Source organism: Cytobacillus eiseniae (assembly GCF_017874625.1).
Lineage (GTDB): Bacteria > Bacillota > Bacilli > Bacillales > Cytobacillaceae > Cytobacillus > Cytobacillus eiseniae.
In genome coordinates this window covers 1-25,674 of the sequence record NZ_JAGIKZ010000020.1, presented here as the reverse complement: position 1 = coordinate 25,674, position 25,674 = coordinate 1, and the positions used below count along the sequence as shown (strand labels likewise).

General features: G+C 38.5%; 28 protein-coding genes, 1 pseudogene and 1 riboswitch. Of the genes and pseudogenes, 24 read left to right on the top strand and 5 right to left on the bottom strand.

The genetic code is table 11. From position 1 onward, the window contains the following. Window positions 1-264: 264 nt before the first annotated feature. Window positions 265-1,302, top strand: a complete 1,038-nt coding sequence (locus J2Z40_RS14670) for a siderophore ABC transporter substrate-binding protein (RefSeq protein WP_066400309.1) — start codon at window positions 265-267, stop codon at window positions 1,300-1,302. 321 nt (window positions 1,303-1,623) lie between these two features. After that, window positions 1,624-1,851: a hypothetical protein gene (locus tag J2Z40_RS14665; protein ID WP_066400312.1), complete on the top strand. Its 228-nt coding sequence runs from the start codon at window positions 1,624-1,626 to the stop codon at window positions 1,849-1,851. Window positions 1,852-2,277: 426 nt separating this feature from the next. Here J2Z40_RS14665 and J2Z40_RS14660 read toward each other — a convergent pair whose 3' ends face one another. Further along, window positions 2,278-2,904, bottom strand: coding sequence for a pyridoxamine 5'-phosphate oxidase family protein (locus J2Z40_RS14660; RefSeq protein ID WP_066400315.1), 627 nt, complete (start codon window positions 2,902-2,904; stop codon window positions 2,278-2,280). Window positions 2,905-3,056: 152 nt separating this feature from the next. Next, window positions 3,057-3,494, bottom strand: a complete 438-nt coding sequence (locus J2Z40_RS14655; RefSeq protein WP_066400321.1) for a Dps family protein — start codon at window positions 3,492-3,494, stop codon at window positions 3,057-3,059. Window positions 3,495-3,675: 181 nt separating this feature from the next. Between J2Z40_RS14655 and J2Z40_RS14650 the strand changes: the two genes are divergently transcribed. Next, complete coding sequence (locus J2Z40_RS14650) at window positions 3,676-4,545, top strand: sulfite exporter TauE/SafE family protein (RefSeq protein WP_066400324.1); 870 nt, start codon at window positions 3,676-3,678, stop codon at window positions 4,543-4,545. A 57-nt stretch (window positions 4,546-4,602) separates the two neighbouring features. Here J2Z40_RS14650 and J2Z40_RS14645 read toward each other — a convergent pair whose 3' ends face one another. Together J2Z40_RS14645 and mgtE are read right to left on the bottom strand one after the other, a co-directional pair. Beyond that, a complete protein-coding gene (locus tag J2Z40_RS14645; RefSeq protein ID WP_066400326.1) occupies window positions 4,603-5,787 on the bottom strand; it encodes an FtsW/RodA/SpoVE family cell cycle protein in 1,185 nt (394 codons plus the stop codon). Between the two features lie 147 nt (window positions 5,788-5,934). Next, window positions 5,935-7,293, bottom strand: a complete 1,359-nt coding sequence (mgtE, locus tag J2Z40_RS14640) for a magnesium transporter (RefSeq protein ID WP_157087898.1) — start codon at window positions 7,291-7,293, stop codon at window positions 5,935-5,937. 208 nt (window positions 7,294-7,501) lie between these two features. Between mgtE and J2Z40_RS19855 the strand changes: the two genes are divergently transcribed. The 16 genes from J2Z40_RS19855 to J2Z40_RS14560 all read left to right on the top strand — a co-directional run bounded on the left by J2Z40_RS19855 (window position 7,502) and on the right by J2Z40_RS14560 (window position 21,193). Beyond that, window positions 7,502-8,278, top strand: coding sequence for a hypothetical protein (locus J2Z40_RS19855; RefSeq protein ID WP_066400328.1), 777 nt, complete (start codon window positions 7,502-7,504; stop codon window positions 8,276-8,278). 570 nt (window positions 8,279-8,848) lie between these two features. Further along, a riboswitch (cobalamin riboswitch) is annotated at window positions 8,849-9,046 on the top strand. Window positions 9,047-9,162: 116 nt separating this feature from the next. Further along, window positions 9,163-10,140, top strand: a complete 978-nt coding sequence (locus J2Z40_RS14630; protein WP_066400330.1) for an ABC transporter substrate-binding protein — start codon at window positions 9,163-9,165, stop codon at window positions 10,138-10,140. Window positions 10,141-10,186: 46 nt separating this feature from the next. After that, window positions 10,187-11,164 (top strand): FecCD family ABC transporter permease, encoded by a 978-nt coding sequence (locus tag J2Z40_RS14625; protein ID WP_425351422.1) that lies wholly within the window; start codon window positions 10,187-10,189, stop codon window positions 11,162-11,164. A gap of 3 nt (window positions 11,165-11,167) precedes the next feature. Then, window positions 11,168-12,640, top strand: a complete 1,473-nt coding sequence (locus tag J2Z40_RS14620) for an adenosylcobinamide amidohydrolase (RefSeq protein ID WP_066400337.1) — start codon at window positions 11,168-11,170, stop codon at window positions 12,638-12,640. Beyond that, window positions 12,637-13,602 carry an adenosylcobinamide-phosphate synthase CbiB gene (cbiB, locus tag J2Z40_RS14615; protein WP_066400341.1) on the top strand — a complete coding sequence of 322 codons (966 nt, stop codon included), beginning with the start codon at window positions 12,637-12,639 and terminating at the stop codon, window positions 13,600-13,602. The genes J2Z40_RS14620 and cbiB overlap by 4 nt, the downstream gene beginning before the upstream one ends. Next, complete coding sequence (gene cobD / locus J2Z40_RS14610) at window positions 13,577-14,668, top strand: threonine-phosphate decarboxylase CobD (protein WP_066400344.1); 1,092 nt, start codon at window positions 13,577-13,579, stop codon at window positions 14,666-14,668. Before cbiB ends, cobD begins: the two co-directional genes overlap by 26 nt. Beyond that, entirely contained in the window at window positions 14,635-15,222 is a 588-nt protein-coding gene (locus tag J2Z40_RS14605; protein ID WP_066400346.1) for a bifunctional adenosylcobinamide kinase/adenosylcobinamide-phosphate guanylyltransferase, read from the top strand. Before cobD ends, J2Z40_RS14605 begins: the two co-directional genes overlap by 34 nt. Next, on the top strand, window positions 15,216-16,730 hold the full coding sequence (locus tag J2Z40_RS14600; protein WP_066400347.1) for a cobyric acid synthase: 1,515 nt from the start codon (window positions 15,216-15,218) through the stop codon (window positions 16,728-16,730). Before J2Z40_RS14605 ends, J2Z40_RS14600 begins: the two co-directional genes overlap by 7 nt. Then, window positions 16,717-17,508 (top strand): adenosylcobinamide-GDP ribazoletransferase, encoded by a 792-nt coding sequence (gene cobS, locus J2Z40_RS14595; protein WP_066400349.1) that lies wholly within the window; start codon window positions 16,717-16,719, stop codon window positions 17,506-17,508. Before J2Z40_RS14600 ends, cobS begins: the two co-directional genes overlap by 14 nt. Next, a complete protein-coding gene (locus tag J2Z40_RS14590) occupies window positions 17,466-18,080 on the top strand; it encodes a histidine phosphatase family protein (protein WP_066400353.1) in 615 nt (204 codons plus the stop codon). Before cobS ends, J2Z40_RS14590 begins: the two co-directional genes overlap by 43 nt. Then, window positions 18,032-18,466: a bifunctional adenosylcobinamide kinase/adenosylcobinamide-phosphate guanylyltransferase gene (locus J2Z40_RS14585; RefSeq protein WP_066400355.1), complete on the top strand. Its 435-nt coding sequence runs from the start codon at window positions 18,032-18,034 to the stop codon at window positions 18,464-18,466. The genes J2Z40_RS14590 and J2Z40_RS14585 overlap by 49 nt, the downstream gene beginning before the upstream one ends. 15 nt (window positions 18,467-18,481) lie before the next feature. Continuing rightward, window positions 18,482-19,066, top strand: coding sequence for a cob(I)yrinic acid a,c-diamide adenosyltransferase (locus J2Z40_RS14580; RefSeq protein WP_066400358.1), 585 nt, complete (start codon window positions 18,482-18,484; stop codon window positions 19,064-19,066). Further along, entirely contained in the window at window positions 19,067-19,561 is a 495-nt protein-coding gene (locus J2Z40_RS14575; RefSeq protein ID WP_066400362.1) for an ECF transporter S component, read from the top strand. Then, window positions 19,558-20,268, top strand: coding sequence for an ATP-binding protein (locus J2Z40_RS14570; protein ID WP_066400364.1), 711 nt, complete (start codon window positions 19,558-19,560; stop codon window positions 20,266-20,268). The genes J2Z40_RS14575 and J2Z40_RS14570 overlap by 4 nt, the downstream gene beginning before the upstream one ends. Before the next feature lies 1 nt (window position 20,269). Continuing rightward, window positions 20,270-20,878 carry a histidine phosphatase family protein gene (locus tag J2Z40_RS14565; RefSeq protein WP_066400368.1) on the top strand — a complete coding sequence of 203 codons (609 nt, stop codon included), beginning with the start codon at window positions 20,270-20,272 and terminating at the stop codon, window positions 20,876-20,878. Window positions 20,879-21,019: 141 nt separating this feature from the next. After that, entirely contained in the window at window positions 21,020-21,193 is a 174-nt protein-coding gene (locus J2Z40_RS14560) for a hypothetical protein (RefSeq protein ID WP_157087899.1), read from the top strand. Window positions 21,194-21,590: 397 nt separating this feature from the next. Here J2Z40_RS14560 and J2Z40_RS14555 read toward each other — a convergent pair whose 3' ends face one another. After that, window positions 21,591-22,151 carry a GNAT family N-acetyltransferase gene (locus J2Z40_RS14555; protein ID WP_066400370.1) on the bottom strand — a complete coding sequence of 187 codons (561 nt, stop codon included), beginning with the start codon at window positions 22,149-22,151 and terminating at the stop codon, window positions 21,591-21,593. Window positions 22,152-22,284: 133 nt separating this feature from the next. Between J2Z40_RS14555 and J2Z40_RS14550 the strand changes: the two genes are divergently transcribed. From J2Z40_RS14550 to J2Z40_RS14530, 5 genes and pseudogenes are all read left to right on the top strand, one after another. Beyond that, a complete protein-coding gene (locus J2Z40_RS14550; RefSeq protein WP_066400373.1) occupies window positions 22,285-22,758 on the top strand; it encodes a GNAT family N-acetyltransferase in 474 nt (157 codons plus the stop codon). A 3-nt stretch (window positions 22,759-22,761) separates the two neighbouring features. Continuing rightward, window positions 22,762-23,184: a FosM family fosfomycin resistance protein gene (gene fosM, locus J2Z40_RS14545; protein WP_066400379.1), complete on the top strand. Its 423-nt coding sequence runs from the start codon at window positions 22,762-22,764 to the stop codon at window positions 23,182-23,184. Between the two features lie 77 nt (window positions 23,185-23,261). Beyond that, the gene (locus tag J2Z40_RS14540) at window positions 23,262-24,125 is read left to right on the top strand and encodes an AraC family transcriptional regulator (RefSeq protein ID WP_066400381.1); all 864 of its coding nucleotides are present in this window, start codon (window positions 23,262-23,264) and stop codon (window positions 24,123-24,125) included. Window positions 24,126-24,252: 127 nt separating this feature from the next. Continuing rightward, on the top strand, window positions 24,253-24,663 hold the full coding sequence (locus tag J2Z40_RS14535) for a VOC family protein (RefSeq protein ID WP_066400384.1): 411 nt from the start codon (window positions 24,253-24,255) through the stop codon (window positions 24,661-24,663). A gap of 444 nt (window positions 24,664-25,107) precedes the next feature. After that, window positions 25,108-25,581 (top strand): annotated as a pseudogene (locus J2Z40_RS14530) (SulP family inorganic anion transporter); the annotation flags it as partial. Window positions 25,582-25,674 lie beyond the last annotated feature (93 nt).

Sequence of the window (25,674 nt, the reverse complement as noted above, 5' to 3'; positions counted from 1 at the left end):
AATAAGTCCTAAGTATTACCTAGAGGAAAAGGTTAGTAGTTTAATTATTTCCTCTAGGTGTTTTTTTGAGAGAAAAACGATAAGTGTAAGAATATCTTACTAAATGAAAATGGTAATCATTTTAAAAAATTACAAAAAAAGTTTATAGAATGGTATTGACGAGAGTAATTAAAGGCCCTATAATGAGAATTGTTATCAGTGATAATGATAATCATAGTCATTAATAAAAAGAAAATATTAGTACATAAAGGGAGAGAAACACACATGAAAAAATGGAAGTTTGCTAGTGCACTATTAGCTTTATCTTTAATGCTAACTGCTTGTGGGACGGATGAAGAGGCTTCAAACGAAGTAACAAAGGATACGACTCAAGCAGAGGATCAGGCGAAGGAAAATAATGCAGAAGAGCAAAGTGCTGCATATCCAATGACTGTTTCTTCAACAGTTGCTTCATCTGAGAGTAAAGATAGTGGAGAGAAATACAGCTATGAAGATGTTACATTTGAAAAAATGCCAGAAAAAATTGCCGTATTTGATTATGGTTTCTTAGATACATTAGATGCACTTGGTGTAGAAGGCGTTGTAGGGGTTGCTAAAGATTCTTCTTTACCTTCTCACCTTGAAGCCTATACTGCTGATGAGTATGTAAGTATTGGTAACTTAAAGGAGCCACTACTTGAAGATATTGCTGAACTTAGCCCAGATGTTATTTTTATCTCAGGTCGTCAATCTACATTCTATGAAGAACTAAAAGAAATCGCTCCTGTCGTATTCGTTGGTACTTCTCAAGATGATTACTGGAATACATTCTTAGCTTCAGTAGATATTGCTGCTGAAATGTTCGGTAAAGAAAAAGAAGCGGAAGAGTACACAGCTAAATTCGATTCAGCATTAGAAGAAGTTAAAGCATTGGCTGGCAAATATGATACATCATTAGTTACGATGTACAATGAAGGAAAATTATCTGGTTTCTCAACAAACTCTCGTTTTGGCTACATTTTTGACATCTATGGTTTCAAACCAGTTACAGAAGATATCGAGTCTTCTTCTCACGGTTCTAACTTTGGATTTGAAGCAATTCTAGAGTTTGATCCACAAGTATTACTTGTAATTGACCGTACTGCAGCTACAGGCGGAGAATCTAATATCGAAAAAGATATGGAAAATGAAATTATTAAGAAAACAGATGCTTACAAAAATAATCGTATTGTATACTTAGATGGTCCACTATGGTATTTAAGCGGTGGCGGTTTACAATCTGAGCTTGCAAAAATCGAAGAAATTTTAGCAGAATTAAAATAAGAAAAATTGTGTAAGTCATAGAATAAGCTGTTCTAATAAACTTGTAATGATAATGACAGAAAAAGAACCAAACTTGTAGTTTTACAGGTTGCGAAACGTGAAAAAATGTAAATCACAATTAGATTAAAGCGTGAATTCGAATACGAATTCACGCTTTTCTTTTGATGATAATTATTTCATGTCTTTTGGAAATCGAATAGAATTTCTTATAGAAGATTACCTAACAAAAATAGCCTTTGTAACGAAGTGGGTATAGTTATTATTTGGTTTAAATAGTCATATGTATGGTGTGAGTGTCAATGGATGATTGGGAGGATAACTATGATGAGCTGGGGACAAATAAGAGAAAAAGGAAAACAAAGATTTGTATTAACTTCTAGCCTGGTCCTATCAATACCGCTTGTTCTTGATTACTATTTAATTAAATTTCTTATTAAATCATTTAGAAATGAAATGGTTGTTATTGAGTTATTTATTGTTTGGATTATATGTTTGATAATCGGGTTTATATTCTCTTTATATTGCTGGGGTATAATGGAAAATCATTAGGGGAACACCAATTACTTTTTCGTGTAACGGGGAGTTAAAAAAGCTGTTGATCTTAAAACAGGTAGTTCCGATAATGTGGAGAAAATAGAACTCACAGCGAAATAAGCAATTGAAAAATAACAAACAAAAATGCATGGATTTTCAGTGTGGAAATCTATGCGTTTTTGTTTGTTGATTGAATTCATTTCATTTCGGGGACAGTGAGTACGTTATTATCATAAATCATGCAATTTTGGAGGGTTTTCGGACAGTGAGTACGTTATTAACTAATAACTAGGCAAAATTAACGTCTTATTAGATAAATAAAGGAACGTATGTCCGATAAAAATATGAAAACACCATTATTTTTGCAAATAGCGGAATGTGAGTCCAGTTAATATCATGTCTTGCGTTTTTTGGGGGTAAACAAGCCTGCTTATGCATTACTTAATATAACCGCTTGGAATAACTTTCTTCTAGCGATGCCCTTATAGATTCACTGTCAACATTAGGCAAATTGACATGATCAGCAAGAATTTTAGGCGGATAGGGAAGAGCAGACTTTTGTGGCCAAGAGTCTGGCTGCCAAAGTTTTGAACGCTTAAATGCTTTTGCACAATGAATGTAGCATTCTTCTACTTGCACAGCGATGCCAAGTAATGGTGTCTTTCCATGAGACGTCATCTCCTCAAGAATCGAAGCATCTCTTATTATTTTTGCCGTCCCATTGATTCTTAATGTTTCCTCTAATCCTGGAATGACAAAAAGAAGACCAATATGGGGATTCGCTAAAATATTTCTAAGTGAGTCCATTCGTTTATTGCCAGGTCTTTCAGGGATGACAAAGTGATGCTCATCGATGATATGTATGAAACCAGATTCATCTCCGCGTGGTGAGGTGTCACAATTTCCAGAGATGTCTGAAGTGGAGATAAATACAATTGGCGTTTTTGAAATAAACTCCTTACAGTGAACATCTAAATGATCAATCGTTTTATTTTCGACAGTCTTACTAGGTGTGCCTAATAATGTGCGGAGTTCATCCTCAGAAGTGACAGTTAACTTAAAATCCATTAGATATTTCTCCTTCCCATTCGTTATTCTTCTTGTTCATTCTATTATATTCTGCAGCGCTAGGAACATGATTTTTACGAGTCTATTTTCCTTATACCTTAACATAAGAAAAAGTCAGTGACTATTTTCACTGACTTTTTCCTCTATTTCTATTATTCTCCTAAGTAGGCAGTTAACATCCAAATATGTGTATCTAGTTTGACAAGCAGGCCAACAGCAAGATCATTGATTGAATCATTGTCATATTGCTCTGAAAGCTCAACAAGTTCTTTTAATTCGCCTTTTAGATGCTTGTAATCTTCAATCAGAGTCGCAACCATCTCGTTTGCACTTGTTTCACCTTTCGTTTCTTCGATTGTTGCGATGCTTAAATATTCTTTCATTGTTGCAACAGGCTCTCCGCCAATTGTGAGAAGACGTTCGGCTACTTCATCAACGACAGCTGCAGATTCATTGTATAATTCCTCGAATTTCTCATGTAGTGTAAAGAATAAAGGTCCTTTTACAAACCAGTGGTAACGGTGAAGCTTTGTATAAAGAACACTCCAGTTAGCTACTTGCGTATTTAATGCTGAATATAATTTTTCCATTATAAATTCCTCCTCAAATTAACTTTCTATACTCATTATAACAAATATAAAATTAAAATCAATATTAAATTATAATTATTATAAATAAAAATTTAATATAGTCTAAGATAAAATTTTCATATACATAGTGAGAAGGAAAATAAGTTACAATAGAAAGAAAACGTTCAAGTTAGGAGTTTATATGGAATTCGGATTATTTTTCTTATTAGGAGGCTGCATAAGTATTCTGTCAGGCTTTTTTGGTGTTGGAGGCGGATTTATTTTAACACCGATACTTATGTTGATTGGCTTCTCACCAATTGAGGCAATTACGACAAGTTTACTATTTACAATAGGAACATCTATTTCAGGCATCACTGCACATTTTCGGCTTAAGAATATTCTTTGGAAAGAGGGGCTAATTCTCGGTCTAAGTGGAATGGGAGCAACGCAAATCGCTCGTCCTTTTGTTCTTTTTTTAGAAAATAGAGGTTGGGATGAAGTGGCTATTCCGATTTTCTATATTATTCTTCTTTCATATTTTGCAGTGACTATGTTTAAACAAGGGAAAAAACAGCAAGCAAATGAACAATCATCTGAATCCTCGCCATCAGTCATTCAAATGATTCTAATTGGTCTATTTGCTGGTTTTATTTCAACGACATTAGGTGTTGGAGGCGGATTTATTATCGTTCCTCTGTCCATTGCTTTCTTAAGGATCATGCCTAAAAAAGCAGTGGGCACAAGTTTATTTGCAGTGTTACTTATCGTTTCTGTTGGCTTCCTTTCATACGCCTTCACAGTTACGATTGATTATCGAATTGGATTATTATTAGTAGCTGGTGGATTGATTGGCTCACAATTCGGTGCTCGATTGACTCGCTTCTTTGAAAATAAGGAGATCAGTATGATGCTAGGTTGTTTATACATTGCTACATTAACTAGTGTCGCTTTAAAGCTATTTAATTTAAGTTACGTTGGGCTTACTCTAATCGGATTATTTGTTCTATTCTTCTTTATTCGAGCTATTATGAAAATGAGAATGGCGAAAAGTAAAGTAACAGATAATTAGACATATCGTAGGGACTTATATCAAATAGTAAAAAGGAGAGGGGATCCCCTCTCCTTTTTAACTGGACTTTTTAGCAACATATTGTGACTCCGAAGAAAACATATAGTTTTTCTGATGATATTTAATTCCAAAGATAAGCCCCATTGCCATCATGTTTCCCATTAATGAACTTCCCCCATAACTAATAAAAGGAAGGGGAATGCCGGTTATCGGAAGCACTTGAATCGTCATCCCAATATTTTGGAAAACGTGGAAGGTAATCATGCTGATGATTCCTACACAAATATACGTATTAAAAGGCTCTTTTGTATCAAGTGCGATCTTTGTTAAATGGTAAATGAGGATAAAATATAAACTAATAACGATACTGCCACCAATAAAGCCATATTCTTCTCCGATTACACTGAAAATAAAATCTGTATGACTATCAGGAATGTATACTTGACGATCTCCGAAGCCTTTTCCCGTAATTAAGCCCGATCCAACAGCCAATAATGAATTATAGAGCTGTAATCCTGCACCTTGCTTATGTCCAACGGGATCAAGCCATGAGTAAATACGTAGTAATTGGTACGTATCAACATATTTCTCGATAAATTCTGGTGCACGGAGGACTAGAAAAAGAATAGCTCCTGCGAGAATTCCACCTGTTCCGAAAATAGGAACAATCACCTTCCATGTGATGCCCGAAGCCAATGTTATTCCAGCAAAGATAGCAATGATCACAAGAGCAGTGCCAAGATCATCAACGATAATCAGTCCTAAGGGAACGACTGTCACAATGCCGAGCTTAATCAATAGAAAAATATCACTTTTGATTGTTTTATTTACATATTTCTCATAATGTTGAACAATCACTTTACTTAGTGCAATGATGAGAAAGACCTTTACAAACTCAGATGGTTGAATTTGTCCAATTTTTGGTATGACATACCATAAGGATGCCCCCTTTTTTTCGGGGACAATGGATTCCGGCAGAACAAATAATCCAATAAGCAAAAGGATCCCTAATCCATAAAAAATCCAAGATAGCTTTTTAATTTGTTCGCTGTCAAAATACATCATAACAGCAACAATAAAGATTCCGATTGCATAATTTTTTATTTGGCTCAGAACGAAGTTTCCTTCATATTGTCCTGAATGCCCACTATAAATGGCCACACAACTAATGAGAAAAAATAAAAATAACAGCAAACACAATGTCCAATCAAATCGTTCGGCAACTTTTTTCGGTTTATTCATCTTCCATGCACCTATTTTCGTTCATTTCCTTTATATTTTCATCGTAACAAAGAAAAATGGCCCTTTCAATGTATTTCATTGAGAGAAATGAAACATCGAATATAAGACGTAATGTAAAGAGAAATAGTTTCCAATAAACAATAAATATTACATCAATTGATTGATGAACATCGTTGCAATTCCGAAATAGATAATAAGTGAAAAGATATCATTTAAAGTTGTAATTAGCGGGCCAGATGCAACTGCTGGGTCAATCTTAAGACGATATAGAATAAGCGGAATAATCGTTCCAGCTAATGTGCCAATAATTAATGTAAGGAATAGGGAACTTCCAACGACAAGACCTAATATGGCGTTTCCTTGCCAGAAGAAAGCAATAAGTGAAATTAATATTCCGCAGATGGTTCCGATAATTAAGCTTACACCAAATTCTCTCATGATCAGCTTGAGTATGACTTTCTTATCTATATCATTGGATACAAGCCCTCTAACAACGACCGCTAAAGATTGTGTTCCGGTGTTTCCGGTCATCCCTGAGATCATTGGCATGAAAAATGTAAGTGCTACAACTTTTTGGACCGTTTCTTTATATCCATCAATAATACTTCCTGAAATTAAACCGATGAATAATAGTAGAATTAACCAAGGCAGTCTTCGGTAGGCAGCGACTAAAGCCTTTGTTTCAAAATCAATCGATTTTCCAGTTGCTGAAAGCTTTTCGATATCTTCATTTGCTTCCTGTATGACAACATCAATGATATCGTCAACGGTTGCAATCCCCATTAAAACGTTCTCCTCATTCACAACTGGAATGGCGAGGAAATCATACTTTTCAACGAGTCTTGCTACTTCTTCTTGGTCTGTTGTAACGGAAACGGCGATGACACGCTCATACATGACATGACGGATCGTTTCATTAGGTTCTGCGATAAGGAGGTCTCGATAGGAAACGACCCCAACGAGCTTACGATCTTGATCAATCACATAAAGATAATTGATTGTTTCTGCGAATTCTGCAAAGGACTTCAGTTTTCCAACAGCTTCAATGACTGTGAAGTAATCCCTTATCCATACAAAACGGTTTGTCATTAATCTACCTGCCGTTTCTGGCGGATACTTCATAATATCCTGTACAATGGCAGATTCAGTTTTTTTCATCCCAGAAAGGAGGGAGGTAATCTTTTCTGGTGACAGCTCCTCTAGGAGAACAGCTAAATCATCGTTATCCATTAGATCAAGGACTTTCCCTGTTCTTTCAATGCCTAATTTATTTAGTACCTCTAGCTGAATATCCTTGTTTAACTCCTCAAGTAAGTCTGCTAATTGATCGGGATTCATAAAAAGTAAAAAGCGTGTTTTGTGCTTCTCTGGTAGGTTTTCGTATATTTGAGCAATATCATAAGGTTGTAACTCATCTAAAGTTAGTTCAAAATCAGGCTTTTTATTTTCTTTTAATGTTTTTATAATGTGAAGAGTTATCTGATTTTCTGTCATGTTTTGAATCAAATGTCTTTCACTCCCTTCATTGAAAATGAATCTCTATATTATAATGCCACGATCATTATAAAAAATTTTATGATTGATTGGAATGTGTTAAGGTGAAAGTAGAGAAAAATTATTTTATAATTAGTGACTGTTTTAACTGTATAATTATTTCTAATGTACAATACTTTGATATATTTATTATAGTTATTACTATTCGGAGGGTTCACCATTGAAAAGAAAGAATCAAGGAATTCGTGATATTATTTACCTTCATATAAATGAGCGCGAACACTATACAATCACTTATGGCATTGAATTTTTTGAGTTTACTCAGGCTTTGTTTGATACAATCAATCATCTTCTCTTATTAAAGCATCAATTCGAAGATGGCGACTTTAATATGCATACGTTACATGAGTTTGTTCCTAATGACAAACTCGAGAAAGTAATGAACGAAAATGTGTATGGATATGGGAATTTTTGCTGGATCGATTTTGAAGAGGAAGAGGCATTAAATGAGCTTCCAAGTCAAGCGATTGCAGAGCTGCTCTATCTTGGTCATTTGAAGGAGCACTTAAAGCTTCCATTCTATAATCACTTAAGCAACCGCTATGTATATTTGGCTCATGATGATGGCTGGTTTAACAAGACCTATTATCGGGACTTTAATGATCTTTACAGAATGCTAGGGGAGGTTATTCCTGTAAAGATGGGACAGACAAAGGTTGAGAAATCATTACTTGGTTTAAAGAAAAAAAGGACATATCCAAATATCGCGAGTGAGATCCTGAGACATTTGAAGCCATTGATGAAAGAAGGCATTCTCATTTCAATTAAAGATATCGAGCAAAATCGGGCGAGAATGGAAATCCCAATTTGGGTAATTGGTGACTTTTCTGATATGGATGATATGTACGAGGAATATAAAAATATTGTTAATGATCCATGTGAGGCAAAGCTGGTTTTTGATAAAAAGTCACGAGAATGGAAAGTTTACGGCCGGTAAATGCTAAATTATCGGCTTTTTTTGTTTCGATCCCACGCTACCCGCTGAACTTATTAACTAAATTCACAAAAATCTGCATATATTCGCCGTTCTCAAGCAGATATTGGACAAAATTTGCATATATTCGCCGTTCTCAAGCAGATATTGGACAAAATCTGCATATATTCGCCGTCCTCAAGCAGATATTGAACAAAACCTGCATATATTCGCCGCCCTCAAGCAGATATTGGACAAAATCTGCATATATTCGCCGTCCTCAAGCAGATATTGGACAAAACCTGCATATATTCGCCGTTCTCAAGCAGATATTGGACAAAACCTGCATATATTCGCCGTCCTCAAGCAGATATTGGACAAAACCTGCATATATTCGCCGTCCTCAAGCAGATATTGGACAAAATCTGCATATATTCGCCGTCCTCAAGCAGATATTGGACAAAATCTGCATATATTCGCCGTCCTCAAGCAGATATTGGACAAAATCTACATTTATTCGCCAATCCAGAAAATAATAAATATGAATACTCCATTTTGAACATAATCGTGTATAATCGGAATTAGCGGAAAATTTCATACATACGAAGATTAGGTGTCTTTCAAAAACTTTTTTGAAGACTTAAAAAGCGAAGTTGGTGAAATTCCAACGCGGTCCCGCCACTGTAAATGGGAGCTTACTGCAATTGCCACTGTACAAGCATGTTTTGTATGGGAAGGCGCAGGAAAGCAATGATCATAAGCCAGGAAACCTGCCGAATCTTTGCGCACCACAAGCCTACGAGGATAGGGGGTGTTTGACTGGATTCATATTTTTTGAAAGTATGCCTATTCAAACATTTCCATATCAACTGTGGGGATGTTTTTTTAATTTAGGGAGGAAAGATAAGATGAAAAAATTATATTCAGTATTATTCGCACTGTTTCTAGCTGCCGGTGTATTGACAGGCTGTGGTGGAAATACGGAAGAGCCAAATGAAAATGCGAATACGAAAGATAAAGAAACGCAACAAGTCAAGGAAGAGTCTGCTTTTCCCGTTACGATAAAGGACGCTCTCGATAATGAGGTCATCATCGATGCAAAACCGGAGAAAATTGTTTCTCTTATTCCAAGTAATACGGAGATTGCATTTGAATTGGGATTAGGTGAGCAAATTGTCGGTGTAAATGATTTTGATAATTATCCTGCTGAAGCGGCTGAAAAGGAAAAAGTCGGCGGACAGGAATTTAATGTTGAGAAAGTGATTTCATTAAGCCCGAATCTTGTTCTTGCACATGAATCAACTGCTGATGCTGTGGAAGTAGGGCTGCAGCAGCTAAGAGATGCAGGAATTGCTGTAGTCATCGTAAATGATGTGGAAAACTTTGATCAAGTATTTGAAACAATCATTATGATTGGTATGGCAACAGGAAAGAAAGAGGAGGCTGAGAGGCTTGCAGCGAACATGAAAGAAAAGCTGGAAGCGATTATAGCCAAAGCAGCAGATATTACAACAGAAGAACGTAAAAAGGTTTTTGTTGAAGTATCACCAGCACCGGAAATCTTTGCAGTTGGATCTGATACTTTTATGAATGAAATGCTTCACATCATTCATGCTGATAACGTTGTTACTGAAGCTGGATGGATGCAGTTGGACTCAGAAGCAGTTATTGAGCGGAATCCAGATGTTATTATTACGACTCATGGGTTTTATACAGAAGATCCGATTGGAAATGTTCTGGGCAGAGATGGATGGCAAGACATCACTGCTGTGAAAAATAAGCAAGTGGTCGATGTAGACTCTGATATGGTTACCCGTACAGGCCCAAGGCTTGTTGAAGGAGTAGAGGAACTTGCAAAAGCTATTTACCCTGAAATATTTAAATAAAAAAGGGATCGCCTATTTAATTGCCGCTATCTTTCTATTGGTTGCGATGCTGCTCGGGATATCAATTGGAACGGTTTCCGTTCCTGTTATAGATATTCTGAAAATAATTGGCGCAGAAATTTTTCGCCTGTCACCAAATGAACAGATTGATCCCATGTATACGAATATTGTCTTAAATATTCGGCTGCCAAGGGTTATTTTAGCAGGATTAGTTGGGGCGTCTCTCGCAATTGCGGGAGCCGCCTTTCAAGGTTTATTAAGGAATCCGCTCGCAGATCCCTATACACTAGGCGTCTCTTCTGGTGCATCTGTTGGTGCGGTATTAACGATGTTTTTCGGTATTTCGATTCCTTTTGTTGGGCTGTTAACCTTACCATTGCTTAGTATTTTATTTGCTTTTATTACGATCTTTGTCGTTATGCTATTTGCCCGTCAAATCGATCGATCAATGAAAGTAGAAACGATTATATTAACAGGGATCATCTTTAGCTCCTTTTTAGGATCAATCATCTCGATGATTATTGCTCTTACAGGAGAAGAGCTAAGACAGATTATTGGCTGGCTTCTCGGCAGTGTATCAATGAGGGGCTGGGCATATATCAAAATCATTCTTCCATTCTTTATCATTGGCTCATTTCTCCTGCTTATCAACTCAAGGGAATTAAATGCGATGTCTTTTGGTGAAGAAAGGGCACAGCATATCGGTGTGAATGTCCAAAAGCGAAAGATGATTATTCTCATTGCTGGTTCTATTTTGACAGGGGCAGCGGTTGCCGTATCTGGAACGATTGGCTTTGTAGGGCTTGTTATTCCGCATTTAACGAGGCTTTTATGGGGACCAGATCATCGACATTTATTGCCGCTTTCCATTTTAACTGGAGGAGGCTTTCTTATTTTGGCTGACTTAGTTGCCCGTACGCTTATTTCACCTACTGAATTACCAATAGGTGTGATAACTGCTTTAATTGGTGCGCCGGTATTTGGACTTATTTTAATCAATAGAAGAAAGGAAAGAAGAGGATAAATCATGCTAAGTGTACAGGAATTAACAGGTGGATATTCTGGGGAAGCTGTTCTAAAGAATGTCTCCTTTGAATTAGAAAAAGGAGAGCTCTTCGGCATATTAGGCCCAAATGGCAGTGGAAAGACAACCTTATTGAAAATGCTCAGCGGGATCCTTCCGTTCTCTAGTGGCGATGTTTTTTTAAAAGGAAAATCCCTAAAAATGTATACACCGAAGGAAATGGCAACGATCATTGCAGTCTTATCCCAGCACTCCTCACAGTCATTTTCTTATACCGTGAAGGAAACGGTAGCACTCGGTCGATATGCTCATCAAAAAGGCTGGTTTCAAACATGGTCTGATGAAGATGACAGGATCGTCATGCAAACAATGGAACAAACAGGAGTCGCTCATTTTGAAAATCATTCGATACATGAATTGTCTGGAGGAGAAAGGCAGCGGGTATTTCTTGCACAGGCACTTGCACAGGAACCAGAGATCTTGCTGTTAGATGAGCCAACTAACCATCTAGATTTATCTTTTCAGAAAGAGTTACTCGATTTGTTGAAAAGCTGGACACGAGGAAAGGGACTGACTGTAATCTCGATTTTTCATGATCTAAATTTAGCAGGCTTGTATTGTGATCGGCTGCTTCTTTTGGAAAATGGCGAAATTAACATCAATCATGTTCCGAATGAAGTCCTGCGTGAGGATAGGATTAGAGAGGTCTATCAGACGAACATTCAAAAGCAGCCCCATCCAAAAGTGCCAGCACCACAGATGGTCCTTCTACCAGAAGCAATTGATGAGGAGGAGACAGAGAATTTAACAATTGACCAATCCCTCTTAACATTCACTGATGAATATATTGCTCTCCATTGCCCAATTCCACTTCGGACAATGTCCTCAGGTGTTGTTGGTCCAGGAACAGGCTGGCATCAGATTTTTGTGAATCGGCATGTAAATAAGAATTATGATTGCAGTGACCATCGCAAGGAAATGGTGGATTACTTAAAAACTCAAGGCTTTGAACCAGGTGAAACAGTTGGAATGATGACGGCAGTAGTGCTTGAGGATGTGAGCTTTCAACTTTATAAAGAAGAAGGTTTCTCTGTCTTTATTGTTGTCACAGCTGGTGTAGGAAATGCGATTGATGCTTCAAGAAGTGAGGAGCATTCCTTTCAGATGACGCCTGGGACAATTAACACATGGGTATTTATTAGTGGAGAATTAAATGAAGAGTCCTTCATTCAAAGTATTATGACTGCTACTGAAGCAAAGACAAAGGCGATGTACGACCTTGATGTTAAGGATGCGGTTACGGGAACGATTGCAACGGGCACTTCGACTGACAGCATTCTAATCGCAGCGACTCAAAAAGGACAAAAGCTTGATTATGCTGGAACGATTACTCCGCTCGGAAAAGTCATCGGTAAAGGTGTTTATGAATGTACGAAGGCATCGATCCAAAAGTCTAGAAAAAGGATAAAGCGATGATTATCCATCATCTCATTGCTATTACACTCGCCTATGTACTAGATCAGATTATTGGAGATCCTGAGAATTGGCCACATCCTGTTCGCTGGATGGGTTCACTAATTTATAAGCTTGAAAAAAGCTGGAATAAAGGAAATTCTAAGAAATCCAAGGGAATGTGTATGCTACTAACCGTATTAGCTGTGGTCGGAGGAATTTCTGTTCTGATTGTTGATCTGTTTTACCTAATTCATCCAGTGGCTGGTATCTTCGCAGAGGGGATTTTGATCTCGACAGCAATTGCACAGAAAAGCTTAAAGGAAGCTGGACTTACTGTTTACATCCCTTTAGAACAGGGGGAAATGGAAGAGGCGAGGAGAAAGCTATCTTATATTGTTGGGAGAGATACAGATCAGCTGGATGAACAGGAAATCGTCAGAGGAGCGGTAGAAACGGTTGCTGAAAATACGAGTGATGGAATTACTGCTCCACTTTTCTGGGCGCTTGTCGGTGGAGCACCGTTGGCATTGATGTATCGAGTGATCAATACTTGTGATTCAATTGTTGGTTATCGAAATGAGCGATATGAACAATTTGGCTGGGCATCTGCTCGAGTGGATGATGTTGTGAATTGGATTCCGAGTAGATTGACTGCTCTTTGTATGCTAATAGGGAATCGACCTGAATATATAAGCCTTTCTAAGGCGAGCCGCATCGTTTTCCGAGATGCGAAGAAGCACCCAAGTCCGAATAGTGGCTGGGGGGAAGCAGCTGTAGCCGCTATTCTTGGTGTGCAGCTTGGCGGTGTTAATTATTATAAAGGCATGGTTTCCAATCGGGCGACGATGGGTGATCCGCTCATTCAACTAGATAAAGGTCATATTCTTAAAATGAATAAAATTGTGACTCGTACGATACTTATTTTTCTATTATTGCTTTGGTTAGGAGGTATGCTCATTGAAATGGCCAGTACATGGATCTAATCCGCAATATTTATATGAAGCAATGGAAATAACGATGCCTGACACGAAGGTTGATTTCAGTGCGAATATTAATCCGTTAGGGCCACCGCCACTATTGAAGAAGAATTGGCATCAGCTTATGGATGTGGTCTCAGATTATCCAGATCCAAAAGGTGACCTCTTAAAGCAAAAGCTTGCTGAAAGGGAAGGAATTCATAAAAATCAAATCTTAATCGGAAATGGCGGATCGGAGTTGATTTCCCTCCTTGGCAGAATGCTAGCAGGAAAAAATGTCTTGATAGTCCAGCCTGCCTTTTCAGAATATGAAGAAGTGTGCCGAATGAATGGTTGTGAAATTGATTATCACCAATTGGAGTCAAACAGCTGGGAATGGGATGATGATGGCTTTCTAGCTAAGCTACAAAAGGCAGATGTCCTATTTTTCTGTAATCCGAGCAATCCAACAGGGATTTTTTATTCAAAAACACGAGTATTACATTTAATCAAGGAATGTGAGCGAACCAATTGTCTCTTTATTATGGATGAGGCATTTTATGATTTTCTTCTAAACTATGAATCAATCGTTCCATATATAGAGAAGAATCCCCATTTAATCATTCTTCGATCAATGACAAAAATGTTTGCCATCCCAGGGCTGCGGCTTGGCTATATAATGGCTCATCCTTTAATTATCGAACAGCTTTCGACTCTCCAGCCTCATTGGAGCATCAATGCCCTTGCATTAAAAGCTGGTGAATGGTGTCTCGAAAGTGGAACATATATAAATGAAACAAGGGAACTTATTCAAACAGAAAGAGAAAGGCTATTTGCTTTCTATAAAGAATGGCATTTCGAAGTTTCACCATCCAAGATTAACTTTTATTTATTAAAGGATCTTTCTTTAAAAGATCAGCTCCCATTATTTCAATTTTTAATTGAAGGGGGCATCATTCCGAGGCATACAATGAACTTTCCAGGGCTTGAAGGCGAGTGGCTGCGGTTTGCCGTTAAGGGGCCAGATGCGAATGATCAATTAATGGAGGCGTTGATGGAATGGCGGAAGAACAATCGTCTCTCATCTTTATAAGTGGAGGCGTACGAAGCGGGAAGAGCAGTTTCGCAGAAAGGCTGGCTATAGACATTGCAAGGCGGACGGCAGGAAATCTTCATTATATAGCTGCTGGACAAGCAAGTGATCCAGAAATGAAGGAACGAATTATCCGTCACCAAAAGGATCGCTTAGCGAGTGGCCTTAATTGGACAACATGGGAGCAGCCTATAAATATAAAGGCACTTTCTGGAGCCTTTCAGACAAAAGATATTGTATTGCTTGATTGTTTAACAACCCTATTAAACAATGAATTTTTTGCTGTAGATGGACAATGGAAGAATGCTAGCTTTCAGGAGCGGGTGATGGATTCCATTATGAATGGAATAGAAGAAATCACTACATGCTGCCGAGCTTTCATTGTAGTTAGCAATGAAGTCCTTAATGAATCGATTGGGGAGAATGAGCTTGTGGTTACATACAGCAAAATGCTAGGGGAGCTCCATCAGCATGTAGTAGCAATTGCAAAGCAAGCTTATCTCGTTGAGGCAGGGGTTCCTATATTAATGAAGGAAGTGGATGCGATATGCTAGGAGTCATGATACAAGGGACGGCATCTGATGTAGGGAAAAGCTTGGTTGCTACCGCTATTTGCCGCGCTTTTGCTAATGAAGGAATTCAAGTTGCGCCGTTTAAGTCACAAAATATGTCTAATAATTCCTATGTCACGATCGATGGAAAGGAAATTGGCCGAGCACAAGGGATTCAAGCAGAGGCAGCAAAAACAGCAGCAACCGTATGGATGAATCCCATTTTGCTAAAGCCGACGTCTGATCAGCATTCAGAAGTAGTTTTATTCGGGAGAGCGACTGAAACACTTTCAGGAAAAGGATACCGAGATTCCTTTTATGAGAAGGGGCTGGAAGCGATTCAATCAGCTCTCGATCAATTAGATCAGGAATTTGATGTGGTTATAATGGAAGGTGCAGGGAGTCCGGTAGAGATAAATTTAAAAGAGAAAGAGCTTGTGAATATGAAGGTTGCCCAAATGGCGGATATACCTGTTATTCTTGTAGCCGATATTGATAGAGGCGGTGTGTTTGCTAGCATTATCGGTACATTGGAGCTATTGGCCCTTGAGGAAAGGGAGCGAGTAAAGGGACTAATTATTAATAAATTTCGTGGCGATCTTTCCTTGTTTGAAGATGGGGTCAAGTGGATTGAAGAGCGGACGGGGATTCCGGTACTTGGTGTCCTTCCTCATATAGACAATCATATGATTGATGGGGAGGACTCATTATCTATTCCGGCTTCATCAAAAAAAGAGGGCGAGAGCCTTCTTGATCTTGTTGTCATTAAGCCGCCCTATCTCTCGAATTATAGCGATATTGAGCCTTTTTACTATGAAGAGGATGTCTCTGTTCGGTGGGGTAGCCAGCTATCAGAAATGGGAGAGCCGGATGCCGTTATCTTGCCTGGTACTAAAAGTACGATTCGAGATTTGCAGTTTTTTAAAAAGGCGGGATTGGGTGAATGGCTGCGTACATATGCGGATAAAGGCGGTCATATTGTTGGGATATGCGGTGGGTACCAAATGCTTGGTCAGCAATTAGTTGATCAGGAAGGTTCAGATACCGGCATTCTAAATACGGAAGAAGAAGGACTCGGTCTCATTCCGGCCACAACTACTTTTCATCGTGAAAAGGTTACAATTCGAGTTGAAGGGATATTGCATCCAGAGATAGGCATTCAGCAACCGATTAAAGGCTATGAAATTCATTTAGGTGAAACGGTTATGGATGATGGGAAGGATCGACATTTTCTCCTCTTAAACAATGGCAAAGCAGAAGGTTACTATGGAAAGGATGGCAAAATCATCGGCACGTATTTGCATCATCTTTTTCATAATGATGAGTGGAGAGGCGAGTGGTTGAATAGACTGCGTCAAGTTAGAGGGCTACCATTAAAGGAAACGGTTCATATTAGCCAATTAAAGGATCGAAAGTATGATGAGCTGGCAACACAACTAGTAGCACATCTGGATTGGAAAAAGCTGAAAGAGATTATTTTTAATTGGGGAGTCCATCATGAAATGGATTAAAGGGTTATTCATTAATTTTCAGTTTTTCACTTCAATTCCCATTCCGGTAGCATTACCGATGGATAAAAGTCACCTAGAAAAGGCAATTAAAACCTTTCCGCTCCTAGGCATCGTTCAAGGAGGAATATACGCATTTCTTTTCTATGCATTTCTTCACTGGACTCCATTCTCTGCTTTAACAGCGGCGCTTGTGCTTTGGCTTTCAAGCATCATTTTAACAGGCGGGATTCATCTTGATGGCTGGATGGATGCGAGTGATGCTTTTTTCTCTTATCAGGATCGGGAAAAAAGGTTAGAAATTATGAAGGACCCGCGAACAGGTGCATTTGGTGTTTTATCAGTCATTGTCTTGCTCGCGATGAAGTTTTTCTTAATATATGAAATCACTCAAATGATTCATCCTTCTACATACCTTTATATTGCGCTCATCCCCTTTTTCAGCAAAATGGTTATGGGTGTTCTGTTATTAAAGGTGAAGGCAGCTAAAAAGGAAGGGCTTGGCACGTTATTTAAAAATGCATCAAATGAGCGAACGCTTATTGTTTATCCTGTATATATTATCTTGCTTTTTGCTGCAGCTGGCATATGGTGGAATCAAGTGCTATTAGGGATCATTATTTTTATGATCGTTTCTGTATTTGCTCTACTCATTGTGCAGCGAAAAATCATTAGCTGGTTTGGCGGACTGACAGGAGATGTACTTGGTGCAAGTGTAGAAGGGATGGAACTTTTGCTATGGATGACACTGTGGTTCTTGCATTATTTCGCCATGGGCTAACAGAAGCCAATAAGCGGCATGCCTATCTCGGCTGGACAGATTCACCGCTTTATTTTAGTGAAAAGATGGAGTTAGCTCTTCAAGGAAGCTATGAGCATATGTTTTCGAGTGATCTTGGCAGATGCCTTAGGACGGCTGAGATTCTTTTTCCGAATAATGATCTAGAACCCATAAGTGAACTGCGTGAGATGCATTTTGGCGAATGGGAAGGGAAAACCTTTGATCAATTGAAGGAAGATCCCATATATCAGAAGTGGCTGACTTCCCCCTTCATAGTAAAACCGCCAAATGGGGAGTCCTTTGCACAATTTTCACGAAGAGTGGATAGTGGCTGGGAAAAGGTAGTCGATCGATTACTAGTGGGGAAAATACAGAAGGCTGCAGTAATATCTCATGGGGGAGTGATCCGATATTTATTAACAAAGTATGCCCCTCAAATGAAAGATTTCTGGGAATGGAAGGTTCCACACGATACGGGGTATGAGTTGATTTGGCATCTTGATCGGTTGAGGAGGGGTGAGCGATGCACTTTATTACGGGAGGTGCCTTTAACGGAAAATCCAGATGGGTGATCGAACATTATGAGCTAAATGATCCAACCTATTTGTGGATTTCCGCTTATGAGGGCATGTCCATTCCTGCACATACAGATAATTGGATAGATATTGTCATTCTTGAAGGGCTTGAAAAATGGATACAGGAATGGAGCAGTCAGTTAAGTAGTCATGAGGTAAGGGAGAATTGGCGAAGCTTCTTGCAAATTTGGCTGAAATGGGAGAAGGAATCCGAGCAGAGAAAATTAATTTTGATTGGAACGGATCTATCAAAAGGAATTGTCCCGATGATTGCCGAAGAACGTAAATGGCGGGATGTAACTGGCTGGGTTTATCAGGATGTGGCAGCGTCAGCAGAGAAATTCGACTTAATCTGGTATGGAATCAGCCAAAAAATAAAATAAAAGGGGATAAGACGAATGAAAATTTATACACGAACTGGGGATAAAGGAAAAACAAGCATTATAGGCGGAAGAGTAGATAAGGATGATATTCGGGTAGAAGCATACGGGACCGTTGATGAAGCAAATTGTTTTGTTGGGCAAGCGATGGCACAATTAGATCCAGCTATTTTCCAGGATGTTTTGGCTGATTTAGAAAAAATCCAACATGAGCTATTTGATTGTGGCGGTGATTTAGCGAATGTAACAAAAAATCGCCAACTGAAGTTAACGATGGAAGCAGTGGAGTATTTAGAGAAAAGAATTGACGTTTTTACTGAAGAGGCACCAAAGATTGAAAGATTTATTCTTCCAGGAGGGACTCCTGCATCTGCTTCCATTCATATAGCTAGAACAGTGACAAGAAGAGCAGAAAGATTAATTGTTTCCCTAGTAAAGGCTGATCCTGAAGTTTCAGAAACATCGTTAAAGTATATCAATCGCTTATCTGATTACTTCTTTGCTCTAGCGCGAGTGATTAACTTTCGTATGAATCAAAAAGATGTCGAGTACATCCGCAGCGCTAAGGTTTTTCGTGAGGGGAAGCGTAAGGAGGATAAATAAATGAGAGCAAAGAAAATGGCTTTTATCAGCCTGCTCGTTGCGCTGACTGCTATTGGGGCTGCTATAAAGATTCCTGCTCCCATTGGTAGTATTGCATTAGATGCATTCCCAGCTTTACTTGCGGCTGCTCTTTTAGGAGGTCCAGCTGGAGCGGTTGTTGGAGGAATGGGGCATTTGTTATCTGCATTGCTGGGCGGAATGCCGCTTGGTCCGCTTCATTTTGTAGTTGCTATTGAAATGGCATTCTTATCGATTGTCTTTGCTTATCTTTATCGAACCGGAAAAAGATGGCAAGCGGGGATTCTCTTTATTTTAGGAAATACATTTGCTGCACCACTGCCATTTTTATTTTTGATAAGTAAAGCTTTTTATTTATCAATCGTTCCATCCCTATTTATTGGCTCTGCTGTAAATACGGTCATCGCTTTAGTTATTATTCCAAGGCTATCTCCGATAATAGAGTTAATGATTTCTAAGGAGCGAATGAGCCAATGAGGGATGTTCTGCATATCCCGTTTAATCAAGAAGAATCCATTGTGATTGCAAATGATAATAGCGGGGCTATTGGGATGAAAATGGATGACGCTGTTAAGGTTCCTTATGAGATGGTTTCCTATTATTCATTTCGAGTGGCAGTGATGGAATGTATGGCGGTTGGAGCGGATCCGTTTGCTGTTACATTGCAGAATTTTTGTGGGGATGAGGCTTGGCGAGCGTTAGTGGATGGAATTAAGAAAGGATTAGCTGAACTTGAACTGGATGGGGTTCCAATTAATGGAAGTACAGAAAGTAATTTCTGCTTGAACCAGTCAGCAATAGGCATGACAGTTCTAGGAAAAATGAAGAGAGAAGTGGACATTCCTATGTTCTCAGATCAAATGAAGCTAGCTGTAATCGGTGTTCCATTAGTAGGAAATGAATTGGTTGAAAGGGAAATCGAAGCTGCACCGTTATCTTTGTTTAAGCAAATTTGCGACTTGCCAGATGTCGTTACGATTCCAGTTGGTTCAAAGGGCATTTTATCCGAATTGAATGGTTTGTTTTCGAATAAACAGTTTAGTGCATCTGAAATTCATACGAGCGTGGATCTTCTTAAGTCGTCTGGTCCGTCTACTTGTTTTATTGTGGCTTTCTCTGAAGGGAAAATGGCTGAAGTGATGTCACTGGCGGGTCGATATTTTTATGAGATTAGGGTAAGATAGTATGCTGAATTTATATTTTATTAGACATGGCGAAACAGAATGGAATACAGAAAAAAGAATGCAAGGTCGGTTCGATTCGGAGTTAACGGATAAGGGCAAGAAGGATGCAATGCGATTAAGTGAGAGGCTGAAAGATACAACTTTCGAGCGGATTATATCCTCGCCAAGTCAGCGAGCGGTTGATACTGCTGATCTTGTTCGTGGAAAAAGGCCCATTCCGATAGAAACGGATGAGCGCTTAATGGAAATTGCTTTAGGAGCTTGGCAAGGGAAAACAGAGGATGAAATCAAGGCACTATTTCCTGTACAGTACGATTTATACTGGCACCATCCTTCGATGTATGAAAATCTAGAAGGAGAAAGATTTATAGACGTGATGGATCGGGTTGAAAGCTTTTTAGAAGGGCTAATAGATTCAACTCCATCTGGTAATGTGCTTGTTGTTACTCATGGGGTTGTCCTAAAAACACTCTACCTAATCTGCAGGAATACGGTAATTGATCAATTATGGGACCCTCCCTTTATGCATGGAACAAGCCTGACAATAGTGAAGTTCCATGATGGTGAAAAGGAGCTTCTGTTGGAAGGCTGCATGGCCCATTGTCAGTAGGCTCGCTCGTAATTCGGGCGAGCTTCTTTTTATATAAAAGGTTAGGACTGTTTAAGCGGAGAAGGGAAAATTGGTTGCTAAGAACTGTTCAAGGCGCCCGAAATCTAGTAAAGAGGAAAAATCGGTAGCCAAGAGGCGTTCATGACGCCCGAAATTTCAAAAAGAAGAAAGATCGGTAGCCAAGAAGCGTTCATGACGCCCGAAATTTCAAAAGGAAGAAAAATCGGTAGCCAAGAAGCAGTCATGACGCCCGAAATTTCAAAAAGAAGAAAAATCGGTAGCTATGAAGCGTTCATGACGCCCGAAATGTTGTAAAAAGCAAAAACCGGTAGCCAAGAAGCAGTCATGACGCCCGAAATTTCAAAAGGAAGAAAAATCAGTAGCTATGAAGCGTTCATGAGGCCCGAAATTTCAAAAAGAAGAAAAACCGGTAGCCAAGAAGCATTCATGACGCCCGAAATTTCAAAAGGAAGAAAAATCAGTAGCTATGAAGCGTTCATGACGCCCGAAAAGTCGTAAAAAGCAAAAATCGGTAGCCAAGAGGCAGTCAAGGCACACAAAATTTCAGTAATAAAAAAACGATTGCCTTACGGTGTTTTGGAAGTTTGTAATAGCAAATAATAGAAAAAGTAGTCATAGCTAGTAGTTCATGATGACCATTGATTGGAAATTAAAAAAAGAAGTAATTTGGAAAATTATCAGGATCTATCCTTTACTTATCTATTTGCTCTTCCCATTCCTCCCTCAAAATCCCCATCCGAATAGAATCATAGTATTCTCCATTATACAAACGGCATTTTCGCAAGCGGGCTTCGAGCTTCATCCCTATTTTTTCAGCAGCACGCATCATTCTTTTGTTGCCCGACCATGTTGTCAACCCGACTCTTACTAGTGGAAGTGAAGCGAAGAGATGTTGAACCCAAAGAGAAAGGGCATCCGTTCCGTAGCCGCCATTCCAATACTGTGGATCATAGATAACAATTCCCACCTCTAGCCAATTGGACTCCCGATGCTCCCAATAGTAACCGATTGTTCCGATTATATTTCCATCGGCTTCTATTGCCATTCTTGATACTGGATCATCATTGTCAGGATGCTTAACAAAATCCTTTTTAAAATCTCCATATTCTTTAAATTCAAGAGGGAAATAGGGTGCATCCCACTTTTTCCATTCAGGATTTTTCGTTCCATAAACGTAGTCCCATATTGTTTTTAAATCCTCATCCAAAATCGGACGGATAGTAACTTTTCTGCCTATAAGTATGTTGGTCATATTATCACTCCTATCTGTACCTATTGTATCAACTTTTATTTGAATGTTATAAATATTTGTATTAAAATCACTTCCCGAACAAACATTCCCATGATAAAATAAGGAGTATAGGATAGATGTAGGAGGATTTTTTATGAATGAGATTAATTTGCAGCTTTATCAATCTGAACACTTCGAGTCATTAAATCAATTTGAATTACCTGAAGATCAGGAACAATATACCGCCTTACCAATTCATTCGCTAGAAATAACACATGAAAGGCATCCGATTGTGATTCTAAACAATAATGGACCGGTTGGATTTTTTGTTCTCCATTCAAGTGACCGGGTAAAGGAGTATTCAGATAATCGAAAGGCGATGTTACTAACAGCATTATCAATTAATCACTCTCATCAGAGAAAAGGATTTGCTAAAAAGGGAATGGAGCAAATAAAAGACTTTGTGACTGAGACATTTCCATCGTGTAATGAAATTGTACTAGCGGTAAATAAAAGAAATATTGCTGCCCAAAAGCTGTATGAAAAGGTTGGTTACAATGATACTGGCCGTAGAAAGATGGGGAGGATCGGGGAACAATTGATTTTCAGCTTTCCGGTTACGAGGTGATTAGTGAATATTAAAGGTTTAAACCATTTTTTGTTTTCAGTTTCAAATTTAGAAAAATCGATCAAATTTTACGAAAATGTTTTTCAAGCAAAGCTACTTGTAAAAGGAAGAAGTACGGCCTATTTTGATCTAAATGGGATGTGGCTTGCGCTGAATGAAGAAAAGGATATTCCTCGCAATGAAATTCACCATTCCTATACACATATTGCTTTTTCGATAGACGAAGGTGATTTTGAGAAAATGCATGAAAAATTAAAACGGTTCCACGTAAATATTCTTTCAGGTCGTAAAAGAGATATAAAAGATAAGAAATCGATCTATTTTACGGATCCAGATGGTCATAAATTTGAATTGCATACAGGCACATTACAAGATCGATTGGCTTATTATCGGCAGGAAAAAAAGCATATGGAGTTTTTCGATTGAAAACAGTTTTAATAAAGCATAAATTGACAGGATGTAATAAAGTACGATTGGTATTATTTCATTAGGGAGTGAGCGATATGGGGTGGGTTGAATCATTGCAGAAGGCAATCGATTTTATGGAGGAATTCATATTAGATGATCTATCAATAGAAAGAATTGCAAGGCAGGCAAGCACGTCCGAATTTCACTTTCAGCGTACCTTTGCGATTTTAACAGATGTTTCTGTTGGTGAATATCTTCGACGAAGACGACTATCATTAGCTGCACAAGAATTATCTAATACAGATCATAAAATCATTGACCTTGCCTATAAGTATGGCTATGACACTCCTGAGGCTTTTTCAAAGGCATTTCGAAAACAGCATGGGATTACACCTAGTGAGGCGAGAAAGAATATTGGAAAATTAAATTGTTATAATCGCCTGGTCATCCAGGTGAATTTGAAAGGAGCGGAACCAATGAGGTATAAAATTGTGGAACGAGATCGTTTTCAAGTAGTAGGAATTAAACAGGAGTTCTCTCTTAAAAATGAGGAAAATGTAAAGGGAATTCCTAAAATGTGGGATATGGTGAATGGAGATGGCACGATTGACCGTTTAGCCAAGCTGAACAATGGAGAAATAAATGGGATTCTGGGTGTTTGTGTAGATAAAAGAATCAATCAATCCGTGCAGTCCATTGATTACTGGGTAGCTACAGAACATAAAGGAGAGGGAACGGAGGATTTTCTTACACTAGAAATTCCAGCATCGAAATGGGGCGTATTTGAAGTTCATGGACCAATGCCAGACGCAATGCCTAAGGTATGGAAACAAATATTTTCAGAATGGTTCCCTTCAAATCAATATGAGCATGCTGGTACCCCTGAGTTAGAGGTGTATACAGATGAAGATCCTTCAAGTCTAGATTTATATTCTGAGATTTGGATCCCTTTAAAATAATTATTACTAGAGCTATAAAGAGGCTGCCTGGTGTACAGTGCAGTCTTTTTATATGACTAAAAAAGGTTTTTGTGTTTCAAATAGAGAACTATGAAAGAGGTCAATCTTAATAGGAGGATTTAGATGGATGGGGGAAATTTTAAGAGTAGGCACAACCTATATTCCAGTTAGTAATGTTGAACGCTCATCCTGTTGGTATGTTAGTAAATTAGGGGCTGAGCTTAGTTTTAAAGATGAAGATAAAGCTATTCTTAATTTTGCTAACCAAAGTTTTTTTCTAATAAAGGCAAAAGCAAATGAAACGGCTAATTTCTTTGATCATAATAATCAGGAACGATTTTCTCTTACGTTCGAAGTCAATGGGATATCTGCTTTAGAGGAATTACATCGGGCATTTATTAAAAGTGGAATAAAGGTTGAAGATATAGTGGATCGTGGCCATACAGGAAAGAACTTTGTATTTAGTGATTTAGATGGCAATCGATTTGATGTTTGGAGTGAGTTAAGTTCTGAGTTTAAAAAGAAATTTAACATTTGAACGTTAGTGGGCGGAGAGGGAAGAATCCAATACATTGAAGAGATAATCGATTGTTACTTTAAGGCTCGGAATAAAGCATTTGTAAGTTTTGTTTGAGTGGTTTCTCTCAGTAATCTGCTGACGGATTAATAGGCAGTTCAACAAGCTAGTTAAACACTTACTTAAATTATTTCTAATGAGACACGATTAAGTGTCTTTTTTTGTCTTCGATTTACATTGTTTATATAGTATGAGGGAGAAAAACAAAGGAAAATGGAAAAAAGGAATAAAATAAGCGCTTTCATCGAATCTTGCTATTCTTAGTAAATATGTTATGATTCTATATGTTTTTCACGGCCACTGACTTTGATGAGAGTTCGAAGTCGTTTTTTTATGGGGAAATTACTTATTTGCAGTTTCGGTTTCGGCGTATATCGGAGAAAAATAATAAATAGAGGTGTTCATTTGAGAGTACTGACAACGAAAGAACAATGGTTCGGCAATATAAGAGGAGATATTCTTGCAGGAATTGTCGTTGCGCTAGCGCTTATTCCAGAGGCAATTGCTTTTTCGATTATTGCTGGTGTGGATCCGATGATCGGGTTGTATGCATCATTCTGTATTGCTGTTACAATTGCCATCGTGGGCGGTAGACCGGGTATGATTTCAGCTGCTACAGGAGCAATGGCTTTGCTAATGGTGACACTTGTAGCAGATTATGGCTTACAATATTTATTTGCAGCTACAATCTTAACAGGAATACTACAAATTTTGTTTGGTGTTTTTAAATTTGCTAGATTTATGAAGTTTATACCGAGATCTGTCATGGTCGGTTTCGTAAATGCATTAGCTATTTTAATTTTCATGGCGCAGCTTGAGCAGTTTGTTGATGCGACTTGGGGAATGTATGCAATGGTAGCCGGCGCGTTAGCTATTATTATGGGTTCGAAAACCCCTGGCTATGCCGGGGGTTCTAAAGAGCTTCAAGCGTGGTATTAAAAAAACCTCACTTCATATGGTAGGATAAAGTTG